The following is a 16898-nucleotide window of genomic DNA, read 5'->3' as shown; positions in this document are numbered from 1 at the left end:
ATAAACGGAGCGGTGTTTCTTGGACTGGACGCAAACAGTTTTCGAAGTGATCGATATGCGATCCTTTTCCAACCTTTGGTATTGGATTGCGCTTGCTGTTTTCTGGTCGACAGCGAGCCACTGGGTGCTTGGCGTTCCTTTCGACTTGATTCAACGCGCCGCTCGCCAAGGCGGGCAGGCAGAAGGCGACTTGCAGGATCTCGTTAGGATCAACGTGAACCGTCTGCTGTATATCGGTCGTGGCGCGGGGATATGGCTGCTTGGATTTGTCAGCTTTTTGCACACAGCCCTGATCGTGCTTGGCTGGTGGTATGATGTGGAATTTGCGCAGGCGCTTGCGCTCATCGCAGTACCGATGTCGCTCGTGGGGGCCGTGAGCCTGTCGACCGCACGGTTCATTGAAACGTCAGCACCAGAAGGCGCGGATTTGCAAAAGATCCTCATGCGACATCGTTTAAAAACGCAAATCATCGGCATGATCGCGATTTTTGTGACTGCTATGTGGGGCATGTACCAGAACCTCGCCTCAATGCCCGGTTTCTAGCGATAAAAGCTTTGTCCGGATGTTGACTCCGGCCCCCGCGCGCGTAGGTCAGGCGCTATGGCTGAGAAAAACAGAATAACCGTCGGCGGTGCCCCCGAGGGCCTTGATGCGCAACTGATCTTGCAAGAGGTGCAGCGTGGCGCGGCACCCGTTGTGCACATCTGCCGCGACGACAAGCGCTTGCAGTCTGTGCAGGAATCACTGCGCTTCTTTGAACCGCAAATGCCTGTTCTGACATTCCCCGCGTGGGATTGCCTTCCCTATGACCGCGTGTCGCCAAACCCCGATTTGTCTGCGGCGCGGATGGCAACGCTGGCAACGCTTTGTCACGGAGCACCAAAGCAGTTCGTTCTTCTCACGACCATAAATGCGACAATGCAAAGGATTCCTTCCCGCGCTGTCATCAAGAATTCGTCCTTTACTGCCCGCGTCGGCAGCCGGATCGACGAAGCTGCACTGCGATCCTATCTCGCGCGCATGGGTTTCAGCCAAAGTTCAACGGTCATGGAACCGGGTGATTTTGCGGTGCGCGGCGGGATCATCGATATATTCCCGCCGGGCGAGGCCGGTCCGATACGGCTCGATCTTTTCGGGGACGTTCTGGACGAAGCCCGCCGCTTTGATCCGGTATCGCAACGAACGACCGAGAAGCTGGAAATGGTCGAGCTGGCACCTGTGTCAGAGGTTATTCTCGATGATGCGTCGATAACCCGTTTCAGGCAGAATTACCGCATCGAATTCGGCGCTGCGGGGACCGACGACCCCCTTTACGAAGCGGTCAGCGCAGGGCGCAAGCACGCTGGTCAGGAACATTGGCTTTCGTTCTTTCATGACGGGCTGGAGACGCTCTTCGATTATTTACCGACCGCCTCTATCACGATGGATGATCAGGTAACTGCCGCCCGTCTGAGCCGTTGGGATAGCATAATTGATCAATACGAGGCGCGAAAGTTTGCTCTCGAACAAAAGGGTAGGGTGGATACGGTCTACAAGCCGGCCCCGCCAGCCGGTCTTTATCTGGACGACGGCGCGTGGGAACAGGCAGTAGAAAGTCGACGTATCCTTCAGTTTAGCCCTCTGCCCAAGGCCAGCGGCCCTGGGGTCATTGATGCAGGTGGCCGGATCGGGCGCAATTTCGCACCTGAGCGACAGCAGGAAAAAATCAGTCTTTTCGGTGCGCTCGCAGATCATCTGCGCAAAAAAATGCAAACCGGCCCTGTGGTCATCGCATCCTATTCGGATGGCGCCCGCGAGCGTTTGGCAGGCCTGATCGAAGATGAAGGTCTGGCTGAAACGATCCAGATTCAGAATTTCAACGGCATCCGTGGGCGCGGTTTGCACCTTGCTGTCTGGTCGCTGGATCACGGTTTTGAAACAGACTCACTCACGGTGATTTCAGAACAGGATGTTCTAGGCGACCGGCTGATCCGCCAGACGAAGAAAAAGCGCCGCGCAGAGAACTTCCTAACCGAAACCCAAAGCCTGCATATCGGTGATCTGGTTGTCCATGTGGATCACGGCGTTGGGCGTTACATCGGTTTGGAAGTGCTTACCGCTGCCGGCGCTGCGCATGAATGCCTTGCGCTTGAGTATGCGGAAGGGGCGAAGCTTTACTTGCCTGTCGAGAACATCGAACTTTTGTCGCGCTTCGGGCACGACGAAGGGTTGCTGGATCGCTTAGGCGGAGGTGCTTGGCAGGCGAAAAAAGCGCGGCTGAAAGAACGCATCCGCGAGATGGCAGAACGGCTGATCCGCGTTGCAGCCGAGCGCGAACTGCGCACTGCGCAGGTTCTCACCCCGCCAGATGGGATGTGGGATCAATTCCTATCCCGCTTTCCATATCAGGAAACCGATGATCAGCTGCAAGCGATCAGTGATGTTCTGGACGACATGGAAAGTGGGCGTCCCATGGACCGCCTCGTTTGTGGCGATGTTGGCTTCGGTAAGACTGAAGTCGCCATCCGCGCGGCATTTGTAGCTGCCATGTCAGGCGTGCAAGTCGCGCTCATTGCTCCAACGACCTTGCTTGCCCGCCAGCATTATAAGGAATTTGCCGAGCGTTTTCGCGGCTTTCCAATCAATGTCGCGCCACTGTCGCGGTTTGTCACCAACTCTGATGCGAACAAGACGCGCGAAAACCTCGCCGCAGGGCAGGTGGACATCGTCGTCGGCACGCACGCTCTTTTGGCAAAAAGCGTCAAATTCAAGAACCTTGGCCTTCTCATCATCGACGAGGAGCAGCATTTCGGCGTTCGACATAAAGAACGGCTCAAACAACTTCGTTCGGATGTTCATGTCCTCACTCTGACGGCTACGCCAATTCCGCGCACGTTGCAGCTTTCGCTTTCGGGCGTGCGTGAATTGTCGATCATCGGTACGCCACCGATCGACCGTCTAGCGATCCGCACCTACGTCAGTGAATTTGACACGATCACTGTTCGCGAGGCGCTGTTGCGCGAGCATTATCGGGGCGGGCAAAGCTTCTTTGTCGTGCCGCGTATCGCTGACTTGCCAGAGATTGAGGACTGGCTCACCCGCGAAGTGCCCGAGGTGAGTTTTGTGGTGGCAAACGGGCAAATGACACCCACCGAACTCGACGACCGAATGAACGCCTTCTACGACGGTAAGTACGATGTTCTTTTGGCAACAACCATCGTCGAGTCCGGGCTCGATATTCCGACCGCCAACACAATGATCATTCATCGCGCCGATATGTTCGGCTTGGCGCAGCTTTATCAAATCCGTGGCCGTGTCGGGCGCTCCAAAACCCGCGCCTATGCTTATCTCACGACCAAGCCACGCGCGCGTCTGACCCCTGCTGCAGAGAAACGCCTCCGCGTTCTTGGGAGCCTCGATACACTCGGCGCTGGCTTTACGCTGGCCAGTCAAGATCTCGACATTCGCGGCGCGGGCAATCTGCTGGGCGAAGAACAGTCCGGCAATGTGCGCGAGGTGGGTTACGAGCTCTATCAGTCCATGCTCGAGGAGCAGATCGCCAAGATCCGGTCTGGCGAGGCCGAAGGCATCGTCGACGACGGCGACCAATGGGCGCCACAGATCAATCTCGGCGTTCCCGTGCTGATCCCCGAGGAATATGTTCCCGACCTTGATGTGCGTCTCGGCCTGTATCGCAGGCTTTCCGATCTAACGACAAAAGTAGAACTGGAAGGCTTCGCCGCTGAGCTTATTGACCGTTTTGGCAAATTACCCAAAGAGGTGAACACCCTCATGCTGATCGTCAGGATAAAGGCAATGTGCAAGCGTGCTGGAATCTCTCATCTTGATGGCGGGCCAAAAGGCGCGACGATCCGCTTCCACAATGATAAATACGTCTCACCCCAAGGGCTTGTTGAATTCATCAATGATCAACGCGGCTTGGCGAAGGTAAAAGACAACAAGATCGTGGTGCGCCGCGACTGGAAGAAGGACAGCGACAAGATCAAAGGCGCTTTCGCCATCGCGCGCGATCTGGCTGAAAAGGCTGTTGCCGCCAAGAAAGCAAAAGCAGCGTCCTAGTCAGTCTCCGCTTTTTCTTGCTCCATGATCTCGGAAATCACGGTTTCCCAAAGATGGGTCGGTTGGGCGCCGGGTACAGCATGTTGCTGACCCACAATAAACATTGGCACACCAGTAATGCCCATCTTGCGCGAATGTGCGTCGCGCGCGCGGATATCCTCGATATCTGAGTCCGATCCGAGCAAGCGCCGCACAAGCGCCGCATCCATGCCCGAGCTGTCAGCAATATCCGCAAGTACGTCTCGATCTCCGATGTCGCGGCCGTCCTCGAAATAGGCCTTGAACAGTGCCGAAACGATAAAAGTCTGCTTTTGTTCGATCCCTGCCCAATGGATCAGGCGATGTGCATCAATTGTGTTTGGCGTTTTCTGGATCTGATCAAGATTGAGCTTGATACCGGCCTTTTCCGCATGCTCCGCGATCGGTGCGTAAGCATCGACAGCTGCTTTCTTCCCTCCGAATTTTGTTTCGAGATACTCGCGGCGATCCATCCCTTCGGCAGGCATTTCTGGGTTCAGCTGGTACGGGTGCCATTCGATTGCAAATGGGTGATCTCCTGCCTTTTCCAACGCGCGATCAAGATAGGCTTTGCCGATATAGCACCACGGGCAAATCGGATCGGAAAGAATATCAAGTTTGACCATTTTGGGACTCCCAATCCTGACGCAGCTTACGACGCAGAAGTTTGTTGTTTGTGCCTCGGGGCAGCTGATCAACCGCGATATAGGCGCGCGGCACCTTGTAGCGGGCCAATCGAGTGCGTGCAAATTCTTCGAGTTCAGCGGAGTCGATTGCTTTATGCGCCTTATAAAAAAGGCCAATAATCCCGACCCCTTCGTTCACGGTGAGTTCACACGCCGCCACCTCGCTGATTGCGGCATGTTCGAGCATCGCGTTTTCAACCTCGAGTGGCGATACACGAAACCCGCCTGCATTCATCATATCATCAGCGCGGCCAGCATATGTGATTGCGCCATCCTCGCCCATCACGCCGAGATCCCCGGTCAGGAACCATTCACCCTCAAACTTGTCATTCATTGCTTCCTCATCATCAAGGTAGCCAATCATCAAGCCAAGGTCGCTGCGGTGGACAGCAATCATGCCGTGCTCATTCAAGGGAACCGCTTTTCCAGACTCCCTGATCGAAATCCGTCGCCCGTCCTGCGCGTAACCGAGGCTGGCGCTTGGTGCGGGGCGGTCAGGTGAGCCTGAGATAAAAGTCGAGCATTCGGACATTCCGTAAGCTTCGTGGACAGCCGTGCCGGTTGCGTTGATCCACGCTTGTCGCGTCTTTTCGTGCATTTTTTCACCGGCTGAAAGCCCGTGCCGCAGCTTCGGGAGGGTAGGGAAGGTGCCCCTCAACATTTGACGGTAAACACCCGGTGCAGCGGCAAATAACGTTGCATCATGGCGCTTGAGGAGGAGCGGCAACTCCTGCGGTGTAATACCCGGCGCGGGGATTAAGGCGGTTGCACCGATGCTCCAAGGGTCCATCAGGCCAGTGCCCAATGTGAAGGTCCAGTTAAAGGCACCCGCGTGCAATATCCGATCGGATTGTTTGAGGTCGTACCACCCGCGCCACATCATGCGCCGCGCCCAGATCGCTCGATGCGCATGGACAACGGCGCGCGGCGTGCCGCCAGTGCCGGAGGTAAAAATGATATATGCAGGGCGGTTAGGATCACCCAGAACGATGTCCGCCTCGGGCAAGTCTTCCCATGTGCGGAACGTCGTGACATCAATCACCGGCCAATCGCCATTCGGGAGCGCAATCTGCGCCGAGCCAACAATGATCAATTTGGGGTTGGTTTTCGCGGCGAGTTTTGTGATTTCGGGCGCGGTAAGCTGCGGCGAGGTCGGGATCGGTATCATGCCTATCGCAATCGCACCAAGAAATGCGATGGGGAAATCGGGCGTATTGTCGAGCCTGAGCATGATCCGGTCGTCTGCCGAAAGCCCCGCCTGCAAGAAACCGGTTCCTGCTGCCAGTACCGCCGATTTGAGGCGAGCGTAGCTCCAGCGCTGGGATTTTGACAGCGAAACCACTGAAAGCGCAATCTTATCAGGGGTTTCGTTTGCATGGGCCAAGATCGCAGCCGCCATGTTGAAAGGCGACGGGCAAGCGGGTGCTGGGCTAGTGTCTTGTTCCGAGATCATGTTATGTCGCTATATCCGGTGCCGGACTGTTGCAAGCACCCGAGAGGATGAAAAGAAGCCAATGACGGATCGCAGCCCCAGCCAACTCATTCATGTCGCGCGCGCAGGCGGCGAGGCAGAAACCGCCGCGCCGGTTGACCTCGCAGTGCGGGTGCGTGAGCTGAGGCGGGCGAAAGGATGGACGCTTGAAGAAGCTGCCAAACGCGCAGGGCTTGCGCGCTCAACCTTGTCCAAAGTTGAAAACGGCCAGATGTCACCAACCTTTGACGCGCTGAAAAAGCTTGCGGTTGGGCTGGGGATTACCGTTCCCCAACTTTTCACCCCGACTGCTTCCAATCAGGTAAACGGTCGGCTGGCTGTGAACCGCTTGGGCGAGGGTGCCACTCACAATACCACCACCTATGAGCACGTCCTTCTGGCTGATCAATTGACGAAAAAGCAGATGTTGCCCTACCGCGCGCGGGTCCGTGCCCGCCGGTTTGAGGAATTTGACGGCTGGGTGAGGCACGAGGGTGAAGAGTTCCTTTACGTTTTGACAGGAACGATTCGGCTTTTCACAGAATTCTACGAACCGATGGATCTGAAGCGGGGCGATAGCGTCTATTACGATGCCGCTATGGGGCACAATGTCATCTCAACCAGTGCAGAGGACGCAACGATTCTCTGGGTCACTTCCCTCTCGTAGATGATTCGCGTGGCTGGAAGAGTGGGAATGGCAATTCAGGCCCAAGGCACAATATCCAGTATCTGTTCGCCATCCCGCCCCAAGAGAGCACTTTATTCTTCCCGTGGCGGTCGCATCGAAGTCGAAAAACGGCAATCGGATCGAGAGTGCGAAGATTGGTTCCTGTTTTAATACAATCTTATGAAAAACAGCGGGTTACAGGCGAAGGCTCATGCGATTAAATTCGTGGGCCCCGCAATTAGCACTTGGATCAACTTAAAGAACCCCTTATAACGGACTCACTGCTCGATAGGTTTCTTGCCTGTATGAAACCTGCCTCAATAACTTAGCGCCGGCTTCGTGCCGGCGTTTTTTTGGTTAATTGGGTTCGCGGAATCATTTTCTTTGCACCTGCAGCATGCGATGCTTCGCCTGGTCGCTGACAGGAGAAGCAGATGAGCCTTGCTGGAAAAACCGCTGTTGTTACCGGATCGAATTCTGGAATTGGCTTGGGGGTCGCAAGATGCCTCGCCGAGGCAGGCGCGAAACTGGTCCTGAACTCTTTCACTGATCGAGACGAAGATCACGCCCTCGCAGAGGGAATCGCTGCTGAATTTGGCGTCAAAGCACGCTATATTCAGGCCGATCTCAGCGATGGCTACGCGGCGCGGCAGCTGATCGAAAACGCTGGCGCATGCGATATCCTCGTCAATAATGCAGGTATTCAACATGTTGCGCCCATCGAGGATTTTCCGGTGGAGCAATGGGACCGGATCATCGCGATCAATCTGTCCTCGGTTTTTCATACAACCGCTGCAGCGCTGCCATTGATGCGTTCGCGCGGGTGGGGGCGCATCGTGAATGTGGCGTCGGCTCATGGCCTCACGGCCTCACCATTCAAATCCGCATATATCGCAGCAAAGCATGGTGTCGTTGGTTTCACCAAAACTACCGCGCTTGAGACGGCCGAGGAAAAGATCACCTGTAACGCGATCTGCCCAGGTTACGTTCTGACGCCACTGGTCGAGGCGCAAATTCCTGATCAGATGAAGACGCACGGCATGGACCGTGAGCAGGTGGTCAGGGACGTCATGCTCGCGCGACAGCCATCGAAAGAGTTCGCGACGGTTGAGCAAATTGGCGGCACCACCGCGTTCCTCTGCTCCGAAGCGGCGGCGCAAATCACTGGCACGACGATCAGCGTAGATGGCGGCTGGACGGCGTTATAGCCTACTCCTCGCCGCGCTTTCGTGATGGGCGCTTCGACTTCCCGTCAGGGTATACAAGCCCCGCAGATATGACGAGCTTTGCAGCATCCTCAACCGTCATATCAAGTTCCCTGACATCTTCTTTGGGGAGGAACAGAAGGAAGCCCGATGTAGGATTTGGAGTCGTAGGCAGAAACACCGTAACCAACTCGTCACCTGGAAGTTTCTCGGCCACTTCCCCTTTGGTTTTCGTCGATATGAACGCGACGGCCCAAATGCCTTTTCGCGGATACTCAATCAGACAGGCTTTATCAAAGTTAGATTCCGACTGCGCAAAGACTGTTTCGGCAATCTGTTTGACACCGTTGTAGATCGAACGCACGATCGGCATCCGCCCCACGAGCTCTTCACCCCAACGCAGAAATGAGCGCCCGATCAAACCCTTGGCGATCCATCCGACAAAAACCGTGAAAACTATGAAGATGATCGCGCCGACACCGCGCACATCAGTTGGCACCTCGACGCCGAACCAATGTTGGATGAACGTATCAGGTCGATAGGCCGAGGGAACGAATGGCAGGACGAACCCGTCGATCCAGCCGACTACGCTCCAGATCACCCAGAGGGTCAGTCCAATCGGCGCGATGACGACGAGCCCAGCGAGGAAATTATTGCGCAGGCCGGTAAAAATACCATGCCTGCGGCGATGCAGCTCGATTTGTGGCTCGTTGGGCACGTCATTTTCTCCTGCGGGAAAAGCTCTTCGCGTTGTCGCGCCTTATATGGTCGCCACGGCGTCTTCCGGCAAGCGCGACAATGCAATTGCAATCTCACTCGCAAGCCGCGCGTTGTTCAAGACAAGTGAAATATTTGCCGCAAGACTGGCACCCTCGGACAGTTCGAACAATCGTTGCAAAAGGAATGGCGTGACTGCTTTTGCGGAAATGCCTTTCTCTGCAGCTTCTGCAAGCGCGGTTTCGATCCACGGCGCGACAGTCTCGGCGGGAATTTCCGCTTTTTGGGGAATCGGATTGGCAATCAGATGCCCGCCTGGAACCCCGAAATTTCGGCGCATGACAAAAGCGGCAGCAATTTCATCCGCAGTGTCGAACCTAAGCGGGGCTGGTAAACCCGATTGGCGGGACCAGAAGGCAGGCAATTCGTCCTGTCCGTATGCAATGACCGGGACACCAAGTGTTTCGAGAACTTCAAAGGTCTTGGGAAGGTCCAAAATCGCTTTTGCGCCTGCACAAACAACATTCACGGGCGTTTGCGCCAGCTCTTGCAGATCGGCTGAAATGTCGAAGCTGCTCTCCGCCCCGCGATGGACCCCGCCGATCCCGCCGGTGGCAAAGACCGCGATGCCTGCATAATGTGCCGCAATCATCGTCGCAGCGACGGTTGTGGCACCTGTTCCTTTGCGTGCCATGCACGCGGCAATATCTGCGCGTGACAGCTTGGCAACATCGTCTCTAAGGGCCAGTTCGGTTAATTCGTTGTCGTCCAGCCCGATGTGAAGGCAGCCACCGATCACGGCGATTGTCGCTGGTGTCGCGCCAGCTGCACGGACCGTATCTTCGACCAAGCGCGCCGTCTCTACGTTCTGCGGGTAGGGCATCCCGTGGGTAATGATGGTGCTTTCAAGCGCAACAATTGGGCCGCCGGTTTCTTTAGCCTTGGCAACGTCCTCGGAAAATTTCATTTCCACTTTGAGCGTATTCATAAAGGGGTCTCTCCGGCGACGTAGTTGGCGGCAGCTTGCAGCGCCTGTCGTAGCGCCGTTTGCCGGTCGGCGCCAGCCATCTCATGGGCGATATGCGCCGCCATGAAGGTGTCGCCCGCGCCGGTGACCCGCGTCACCATAACCTCTGGCGGTTCTGCGGTGATTATCTCCTGACCAGCGGTCATTTCGGCAGCCGTTTTTCCGCCGTCGGTCACCAGTGCGCGCCGGACACCTGAGCTGACCAGCCGTCCCGCAGCGGTTGCCGCATCCTCAAACTCAGTTTGGCAGAGCAGTCCGGCCTCTTCCTTATTGACGTAAAAGGTCGCGCGCGGATGTGTTGAAAGCGCCAGCAGGCGGTTGGCCTTTCCGGGGCTGGCCGGTGCAATACGCAGGTCTGCCGCTGAAAAAACAGCGCTTTGCGAAATCCGGCTGAGGAGGTCTGTGGTCAAATTGCCATCCAGCGCGACCACGCCGCCATATGGGGTCATCTCAGTGGCAAGCCGTCCGTCGAACAGCGGCTTGAGGATTTTGTCATCCGCCGCCTCTAGAGAATGTGCATCGGCAATTGCTGCAATCAGGCCGTTAGCGCCTTCGATCGCCATATATACGTCTGTTGGTAAATCCTCCGAGCGATAGGCAAATGCGGTGTCTAGCCCCATCCGCTTCGCCTCCGCTACAAGCCCGTCACCTTCGGCATCCCGCCCGATTGCGGTCAGCAGTACCGGCTTCATCCCGAAACGGCGCAGCGTCATGGCGATGTTCATTGCCACGCCACCTGGTACGCGGGTGATACGTCCGGGGACGTCAGAGCCTGCCCGCATGTGCGAGGCTGATCGGCCTATGACATCCCATAGCACCGAACCGATACAGAGAATGTCCTCCTGCATATCGTTACTCAGGCACCGTGAAAGTCATGTTTGCCCAAAGTGTTTCCCAAACCGTTTGGGTTTTTTCGGCCAGTTCCGCCGACGGCTCGCGCAGAATGACCGCATCCAGCATGTAGTCATGTGCAGCACGGACCGGGATCGATGCGATACCTTCGTCGTTGGTCTGCACTGTCTGGATTGTGACCGCGCCTTCCATATCCCGCTCAAAGATTTCGATTTGATAATCCGCGACGGGTTGTTCGAGATAGAAAAGCTGGACATCAAGCGTATCGCCTATCTCGTCGGCATACGGATTTTCCAAAGCGACGATTTCCGTCTCCAGCCCCAATCTTCGATCCGCCCCTGCGCCGTCACCGACCGCCACGAGTGATTTGGAATAGCGCCAATAGGCCTCAAAAAAGTTTTCCACCGGCAGACCGCGCGCTTCGTGGTCTTCCTGCGTGATCCCAAGTGCTTTGTGATCGACGAACGATTGGAACTTATCATAGGTTTCGTATTCGACCGTTGCCACCCGCGACTTATAGGCCAAGACGTTCAGCCCCTCGGGCAGGGCGTCAGCTTGTACGGCAGGTACGTCGCCAATGCGGCCATCGATAGCCTGTATCCCTGCGTCATTTACAACAACAAAGTTTTCGAACCGGCGCGGAATGTAGGCAAGTCGCATACCGTTGAACTCTTGGCCGTTGACAATATGCGCTTCGAACTTACTGTCCGGCTGAATTTGAAATGCCAGTGGTTCGATCCATAATTCATGGGCTGTCGCCGGTAACGCGGACAAACAGGCAAATAACGTGGGGATGAGGCGCATGGAACAGTCCTTTCTTGATGGCCCAAGGGTGACCCTTGGCAAGGTGTTGTCAAGCATCACTCTCATCTTGGTACTTCTTTCCAGCCCGTTGCGTGCGCATGAGGTCTTGCCGGCCATCGCTGACATGACACAGGTCGATGGGCGTCTTGAATTCAATGTGCGTCTGAACATCGAGGGGCTTTTGGCTGGCATCGACCTTAGCGAGGTGGAAGATACCAATGCGGCCCCTGAAGCAAATGATTACGATGAACTGAGGGCTTTGGAGAGCAACGATATTTCCGCGCGCTTCTCACGATTTTGGCCGGAAATGCAGCAAGGTATTTCTGTGATCGTCAATGGGTCAGCGCTGCCGCTCAGCCTCGATTCTCTCGCGGTGCCGGAGGTTGGCGATCCTGAATTCGTCCGCACCTCTGAGCTGCGTTTCTCGGCGACTCTTCCGGCCGATGCAACATCTGTGGACGTCGGTTGGGCCAAGGAATTTGGCACCCTGATCCTCCGGCAGCAGGGCGTAGCGGCGCCCTATGACGGCTATCTCGATGCGGGTTCAATGTCGGGGCCAATCCAGCTCGCGGGTGGTGATCAGGCAAGCGGATGGGAAACTTTCTTTCGATATATTCCCGTCGGTTTTGAACATATCGTACCGCTCGGGTTGGATCATATCCTCTTTGTCCTCGGCCTCTATTTCCTCGCCGCGCGGATGCGTCCGCTGCTCTGGCAGATTTCGGCATTCACGCTTGCGCATACGATCACGCTCGCGCTTGCCGCGCTGGGGTATGTCAACGTATCGGGCAATATCGTGGAACCCTTGATCGCCGCGTCTATTGTCTTCGTCGCGGTTGAGAACATGATGACAGATCACCTCAATCGCTGGCGCCCTTTGGTTGTGTTCGGGTTCGGCCTTTTGCACGGGCTCGGTTTTGCCAGTGTCTTGGGCGAGTTTGGCTTACCTGAAGGCGCATTTATTCCGGCATTGATCGGGTTCAACATCGGGGTTGAGGTTGGCCAATTGGCTGTCATCGCGGTGGCTTTCTTAGCGGTCGGATTGTGGTTCCGGAACAAGAGCTGGTACCGGCGTGTCATTTCCACTCCCGGGTCCGCAGCGATCGCTCTGATCGCGTCGTGGTGGTTTATTGAAAGAACCTTCCTCTAGCTCTTGCCAAGCACCCAAACCCTGTCTATACGCGCGGCACTCGAAACCCGCAGGTGGGGTCGGGCGCTATGGGGAGACATCCCATATCGTCCACCGGTTGGGCAAATGCCCTGATACCCCGCTGAGGCTAAACCGGAAAGGAAACGGACATGGCTCTTCCCGAGTTCACCATGCGCCAGCTGCTTGAAGCTGGTGTTCACTTCGGCCACCAGACCCAGCGCTGGAACCCGAAGATGCAAGAATTTATCTACGGCAGCCGTAACGGCATCCATATCATGGACCTCACACAGACGGTCCCGATGCTCGATGCTGCGCTGAACGTTGTGCGTGAAACCGTCGCCAAAGGCGGTCGCATCCTCTTCGTCGGCACCAAGCGTCAGGCTCAGAAGCCCGTCGCAGATGCCGCTGAGCGTTGCGCACAATACTACATGAACCACCGTTGGCTCGGCGGCACGCTGACCAACTGGCAGACCGTCTCCCAGTCGATCAACCGTCTCAAGGCGATTGACGAGGCTGCCGAGCGCGGCTTCGAAGGCCTTACCAAGAAAGAGCGCCTCGGTATGGAGCGTGAGCAGGGCAAACTGCAAGCGTCCCTCGGCGGCATCCGCGAAATGGGTGGCGTTCCGGACCTTCTCTTCGTGATCGACGTCAACAAAGAAGACCTCGCGATCCTCGAAGCCAAGAAGCTCGGCATTCCGGTTGTTGCCGTTGTCGATACCAACTGCTCGCCTGCTGGTGTTGATTACGTCATCCCGGGCAACGACGACGCAGCGCGCGCGATCGCCCTTTACTGTGATCTCGTCGCTCGTGCCGCTCTTGACGGTATGTCCGCACAGCTCGGCGCCGCTGGTGTTGACCTTGGCGCGGTTGAAGATCTCGTCGAGGAAGTTGTCGCAGAAGAAGCGACCGCTGAATAATCGCGTAAATCGAAGAGTGTGAGCCGGGTGCGCTGCTACGCGCCCGGTAGAACCTTTCTAAGGAGAAGAACAATGGCAATCACCGCAGCAATGGTGAAAGAACTGCGTGAATCCACCGGCGCAGGCATGATGGATGCGAAGAAAGCCCTGACCGAAACTGATGGCGACATGGAAGCCGCAGTCGATTGGCTCCGCACCAAAGGCCTCGCAAAGGCCGCGAAAAAGTCCGGCCGTACTGCCGCCGAAGGCCTTGTCGCTGTCGCTGTTGAAGGCGGCAAGGGCGTTGCTGTCGAGGTGAACTCCGAGACTGACTTCGTCGCTAAGAACAGCGAATTCCAAGCAATGGTTGCTGGCATCGCCCAGACTGCACTCGGCGCTTCCGACATCGATGCGCTCAAAGCTACCGATATGGGTGGCAAGCCGGTCGAAACCGTTGTGACCGACGCCATTGCCAAGATCGGCGAAAACATGACGCTGCGCCGCATGGCTTCTGTCGAAGGCGCGACCGTTGTTTCCTATGTCCACAACGCTGCCGCTGACGGCATGGGCAAGATCGGTGTTCTCGTTGCCATGAATGGCGATAACGCTGCTTTCGGCCGTCAGGTCGCGATGCACATCGCCGCAACGAATCCTGCCGCGCTCGACGAGGCATCGCTGGATGGCGCTGTCGTTGAGAAGGAAAAGCAGGTCCAGATCGACATCGCTCGCGAATCCGGCAAGCCGGAAGCCGTGATCGAGAAGATGATCGAAGGCCGCATGAAAAAGTTCATGGCAGAGATCACGCTGGTGAATCAGGCATTCGTCATCAACCCCGATCTGACTGTCGGCGCAGCAGCAAAAGAAGCCGGTGTTGAGATCACTGGTTTCGTGCGCCTCGAAGTCGGTGAAGGCATCGAAAAAGAGCAGGAAGATTTCGCTGCTGAAGTGGCGAAAGCCGTTCAGGGCTAATTGCCTTCCAGACTAAATACACGAAAGGCCCGCAGTCCTCTGCGGGCCTTTTTTGTTTCTTTTCAATTAAAAAGCGGCACCAAGGCGAACCTCGGCACCGCTTAATCTGCGCGAACAATGCGATGGGAAGAAGCACCGTCCGAACAATTGTTGGCAAGCGATTGGGAATACATCACCCGCTAACAAACCGGTCGCCCGGAAAGCGAATTAGAAATCACTTGAAATATCGTGACCTCTTTTTCACCAGTTCCATAGCCTTAGGCTATCACTCACGGAACAGCCTAAGTTTGCCACTGACCTCGTTTTTACAAAAGTAAGGGAAACCTTACCTCGAGCCATCTTCTTTCGGTTCGAGGATATGGATCTGATTGAAGAAAGTCGCCTTGACGACTGCCTGCGCTGTTGTTTCCACGTCCAGCGCTTCGCGGGCGAGCCTGAGGTGTTTCTCAACTGTACTGGGGTTCAGGTCCATCAATGTTGCGATGTCCTGAATTGTCTTTCCGTCGCCAACCCATTCCAACACCTCACGCTGCCGCACTGTGAGCGTCTGTCCCGCCTTGCGGGGCATTGTATGGAGCTTCAGGTGAAAGAAGTTGTTGATGGCAGTGATCTCGCGACCGTTGCGCCGCCAGATCGCTTCAACCCCGTCTTGTGACGTACCCGGCGGAGGGGAAAGGGCGATGCCACCTTTGTTTCGCTTGTTGGCGGAGCGAAAGCTCAAGGTATAACCTGCCGTAACATCCATCGAGCGGTTAAAGGCCACGACGCGCTGTTCCTGATGGCTCAATTCGCCGTTTCGATACATTTCCTGAACGAGGCGCCAACTGTAAGCGCCGGCGTCCTGCTTGACCCAGCGCATCATTGGCGCATGCAGATACATCTGTTTTGCGATGTAGGGTTCAAGATACTGTCGGCTGTGATTGGACAGGATGATCAGGTCGTCTGGCCGTCCGAACGAAGGATCTGAAAACTCATATGTGAAGCCATAAAGCAGAAGAGGGAGGCCGAATGAAGCCATCTCTCCAGTATGCAACGACCACAACTCTTCGATGCTTTCTGCCTCGGCATAGCTGTTGAGCAGCACCGCCAGATCCTTCGCGGGCCGGTTCCTGTGCTTGGGCATACTCCCCTCACAGGGGTGCAGACCCCGATCAGCGACCTTTTTGTCCATCTATCCGGTTTCCCGCAACTTTGAATTTTGGCGTCCCATCGTTTTGACTGGTTGCCGCAAATCCTGCTCTTCTTCCGGCAACCCTTCGCGGGACAATAGCACAGCCACCGGCCGCAGCGTCGGCACTTGGCTGCAAACGACCATCATCATCACCATGATTGGCACCGAAAGGAACATCCCGGGTATGCCCCACACCGCGCCCCAGAAGGCAAGGCTGATGATGATACCGAAAGACGACAATCTCAGCGCCCGCCCCATGAGCATTGGGTCGATAACATTGCCGTTCACGAACTGGATCACCCCAGTGATGATGAAGATCGCAGTCGTCACGGTTGCATCGGCGGTCTGTACATAGGCCACCAGCGCCACCATGCCGGTCGCAACGATGGAGCCGACATTCGGAATGAAATTCAGCACAAAGGTCAGCACACCCAGCGCCACAGCGAGTTCCAATTCAAACAGGGTGGCAACAACATAGACCATCACACCCGTGACGAGGCTGACAAATCCTTTGACGAGGAGGTAATAGTTAACCCGATGTATGATCGAGGCGATGATTAGGCTGACACGTTCGGCCTGCGCCTCGTCTTGAAAGAAGTTGTTGAGCTTGGTGCCAAACCAAATGCGTTCAGCAAAAAGAAAGCCCACAAAAAGGATCACCAAAACCGTCGCCGATGTCAGGTTGCCTGCCTGTCCGGCGACTGTGCGTACATAGCCGGAAACTTCAATCGAGCGGAGCGAGTTCAGCACAGCAACCTCGACATCCTCTCCCATCCACCTAAACAGCGAAGCGATCGCACTCGGAGCCCGTTCGGCATAGGAGAGCGTCGTCATCAGAACCGTGTTCACCTGCGCAAGAAGAATCGAACTCAGCGTCAAGAGCGCCGTCGTGATAAGAGCGAGGGCAAACAGGCTGGCCAGCCAATTGGGTATTCGCAGCACACCGATACGTTGCCTTGCGATGAAATTGATAACATCCGAGGTCAGCGAAAACAGGATAATCGCGGTCGCCAACGAGATCAGAAGGAACCGCGCCTGCACCAGTAGAAAAAGGACAACAGCAAAAGCGATTATGATCAGCGCCGCCGTTTGGATGCGCCGATGCTGCGACCATTCCTCGTTGGAAAGGGGCGGCCGGTTCCTGCGTTTGTTCTGTGTCGGCGTCTCGTTCATTACCTCATCATATGGCCGAGTTGTCGCGATTG

Annotated in this window: 15 protein-coding genes; 7 read left to right on the top strand and 8 right to left on the bottom strand. The window is 56.1% G+C overall.

All coding sequences use genetic code 11. The features are described from left to right. The first annotated feature begins 19 nt into the window (after positions 1-19). A complete protein-coding gene (locus AB1E42_RS08805) occupies positions 20-544 on the top strand; it encodes a component of SufBCD complex (protein ID WP_368343876.1) in 525 nt (174 codons plus the stop codon). 57 nt (positions 545-601) lie between these two features. Then, on the top strand, positions 602-4060 hold the full coding sequence (gene mfd, locus AB1E42_RS08800; RefSeq protein WP_368343875.1) for a transcription-repair coupling factor: 3459 nt from the start codon (positions 602-604) through the stop codon (positions 4058-4060). On the opposite strand, the gene AB1E42_RS08795 is transcribed toward mfd, so the two are convergent. After that, positions 4057-4704, bottom strand: a complete 648-nt coding sequence (locus AB1E42_RS08795) for a DsbA family oxidoreductase (protein WP_368343874.1) — start codon at positions 4702-4704, stop codon at positions 4057-4059. The genes mfd and AB1E42_RS08795 overlap by 4 nt on opposite strands. Further along, the gene (locus AB1E42_RS08790; RefSeq protein WP_368343873.1) at positions 4691-6163 is read right to left on the bottom strand and encodes a class I adenylate-forming enzyme family protein; all 1473 of its coding nucleotides are present in this window, start codon (positions 6161-6163) and stop codon (positions 4691-4693) included. The genes AB1E42_RS08795 and AB1E42_RS08790 overlap by 14 nt, the downstream gene beginning before the upstream one ends. A gap of 115 nt (positions 6164-6278) precedes the next feature. Here AB1E42_RS08790 and AB1E42_RS08785 point away from each other — a divergent pair, with 115 nt between their 5' ends. Together AB1E42_RS08785 and AB1E42_RS08780 are read left to right on the top strand one after the other, a co-directional pair. Beyond that, positions 6279-6902: a helix-turn-helix domain-containing protein gene (locus AB1E42_RS08785; protein WP_368343872.1), complete on the top strand. Its 624-nt coding sequence runs from the start codon at positions 6279-6281 to the stop codon at positions 6900-6902. A gap of 434 nt (positions 6903-7336) precedes the next feature. Continuing rightward, positions 7337-8110, top strand: a complete 774-nt coding sequence (locus AB1E42_RS08780) for a 3-hydroxybutyrate dehydrogenase (RefSeq protein ID WP_368343871.1) — start codon at positions 7337-7339, stop codon at positions 8108-8110. Position 8111: 1 nt separating this feature from the next. Here the strand turns inward: AB1E42_RS08780 and AB1E42_RS08775 are convergent, their stop codons facing one another. From AB1E42_RS08775 to AB1E42_RS08760, 4 genes are read right to left on the bottom strand one after another with little or no spacing between them, the layout of a single operon-like run. Then, entirely contained in the window at positions 8112-8825 is a 714-nt protein-coding gene (locus AB1E42_RS08775) for a DUF502 domain-containing protein (protein ID WP_368343870.1), read from the bottom strand. Between the two features lie 42 nt (positions 8826-8867). Beyond that, positions 8868-9812, bottom strand: a complete 945-nt coding sequence (locus AB1E42_RS08770; protein ID WP_368343869.1) for a pseudouridine-5'-phosphate glycosidase — start codon at positions 9810-9812, stop codon at positions 8868-8870. Continuing rightward, complete coding sequence (locus AB1E42_RS08765; RefSeq protein ID WP_368343868.1) at positions 9809-10699, bottom strand: PfkB family carbohydrate kinase; 891 nt, start codon at positions 10697-10699, stop codon at positions 9809-9811. The genes AB1E42_RS08770 and AB1E42_RS08765 overlap by 4 nt, the downstream gene beginning before the upstream one ends. Before the next feature lie 4 nt (positions 10700-10703). After that, complete coding sequence (locus AB1E42_RS08760; protein ID WP_368343867.1) at positions 10704-11507, bottom strand: DUF4198 domain-containing protein; 804 nt, start codon at positions 11505-11507, stop codon at positions 10704-10706. Here AB1E42_RS08760 and AB1E42_RS08755 point away from each other — a divergent pair. The 3 genes from AB1E42_RS08755 (at position 11506) to tsf (ending at position 14522) form a co-directional block, all read left to right on the top strand. After that, positions 11506-12657, top strand: coding sequence for a HupE/UreJ family protein (locus AB1E42_RS08755; protein WP_368343866.1), 1152 nt, complete (start codon positions 11506-11508; stop codon positions 12655-12657). The genes AB1E42_RS08760 and AB1E42_RS08755 overlap by 2 nt on opposite strands. Positions 12658-12806: 149 nt before the next feature. After that, complete coding sequence (rpsB, locus tag AB1E42_RS08750; protein WP_368343865.1) at positions 12807-13574, top strand: 30S ribosomal protein S2; 768 nt, start codon at positions 12807-12809, stop codon at positions 13572-13574. Between the two features lie 72 nt (positions 13575-13646). After that, positions 13647-14522, top strand: coding sequence for a translation elongation factor Ts (gene tsf, locus AB1E42_RS08745; RefSeq protein ID WP_368343864.1), 876 nt, complete (start codon positions 13647-13649; stop codon positions 14520-14522). A gap of 325 nt (positions 14523-14847) precedes the next feature. Here the strand turns inward: tsf and AB1E42_RS08740 are convergent, their stop codons facing one another. Both AB1E42_RS08740 and AB1E42_RS08735 read right to left on the bottom strand, forming a co-directional pair. Continuing rightward, the gene (locus AB1E42_RS08740) at positions 14848-15645 is read right to left on the bottom strand and encodes a LuxR family transcriptional regulator (RefSeq protein ID WP_368343863.1); all 798 of its coding nucleotides are present in this window, start codon (positions 15643-15645) and stop codon (positions 14848-14850) included. Positions 15646-15693: 48 nt separating this feature from the next. Further along, positions 15694-16866: an AI-2E family transporter gene (locus AB1E42_RS08735; protein WP_368343862.1), complete on the bottom strand. Its 1173-nt coding sequence runs from the start codon at positions 16864-16866 to the stop codon at positions 15694-15696. Positions 16867-16898 lie beyond the last annotated feature (32 nt).

This window comes from Pelagovum sp. HNIBRBA483, from assembly GCF_040931995.1.
Taxonomy (GTDB): domain Bacteria; phylum Pseudomonadota; class Alphaproteobacteria; order Rhodobacterales; family Rhodobacteraceae; genus JAEPMR01.
This window is presented reverse-complemented; position numbering and strand designations above follow the sequence as displayed.

Coding starts and splice junctions, on each gene's coding strand:
- tsf (WP_368343864.1), top strand. CDS start 13,647: ATGGCAATCACCGCAGCAATGGTGAAAGAACTGCGTGAATCCACCGGC.
- AB1E42_RS08760 (WP_368343867.1), bottom strand. CDS start 11,507: ATGCGCCTCATCCCCACGTTATTTGCCTGTTTGTCCGCGTTACCGGCG.
- AB1E42_RS08795 (WP_368343874.1), bottom strand. CDS start 4,704: ATGGTCAAACTTGATATTCTTTCCGATCCGATTTGCCCGTGGTGCTAT.
- AB1E42_RS08780 (WP_368343871.1), top strand. CDS start 7,337: ATGAGCCTTGCTGGAAAAACCGCTGTTGTTACCGGATCGAATTCTGGA.
- AB1E42_RS08755 (WP_368343866.1), top strand. CDS start 11,506: ATGGAACAGTCCTTTCTTGATGGCCCAAGGGTGACCCTTGGCAAGGTG.
- AB1E42_RS08740 (WP_368343863.1), bottom strand. CDS start 15,645: ATGCCCAAGCACAGGAACCGGCCCGCGAAGGATCTGGCGGTGCTGCTC.
- AB1E42_RS08765 (WP_368343868.1), bottom strand. CDS start 10,699: ATGCAGGAGGACATTCTCTGTATCGGTTCGGTGCTATGGGATGTCATA.
- AB1E42_RS08790 (WP_368343873.1), bottom strand. CDS start 6,163: ATGGCGGCTGCGATCTTGGCCCATGCAAACGAAACCCCTGATAAGATT.
- AB1E42_RS08735 (WP_368343862.1), bottom strand. CDS start 16,866: ATGAACGAGACGCCGACACAGAACAAACGCAGGAACCGGCCGCCCCTT.
- rpsB (WP_368343865.1), top strand. CDS start 12,807: ATGGCTCTTCCCGAGTTCACCATGCGCCAGCTGCTTGAAGCTGGTGTT.
- AB1E42_RS08770 (WP_368343869.1), bottom strand. CDS start 9,812: ATGAATACGCTCAAAGTGGAAATGAAATTTTCCGAGGACGTTGCCAAG.
- AB1E42_RS08785 (WP_368343872.1), top strand. CDS start 6,279: ATGACGGATCGCAGCCCCAGCCAACTCATTCATGTCGCGCGCGCAGGC.
- mfd (WP_368343875.1), top strand. CDS start 602: ATGGCTGAGAAAAACAGAATAACCGTCGGCGGTGCCCCCGAGGGCCTT.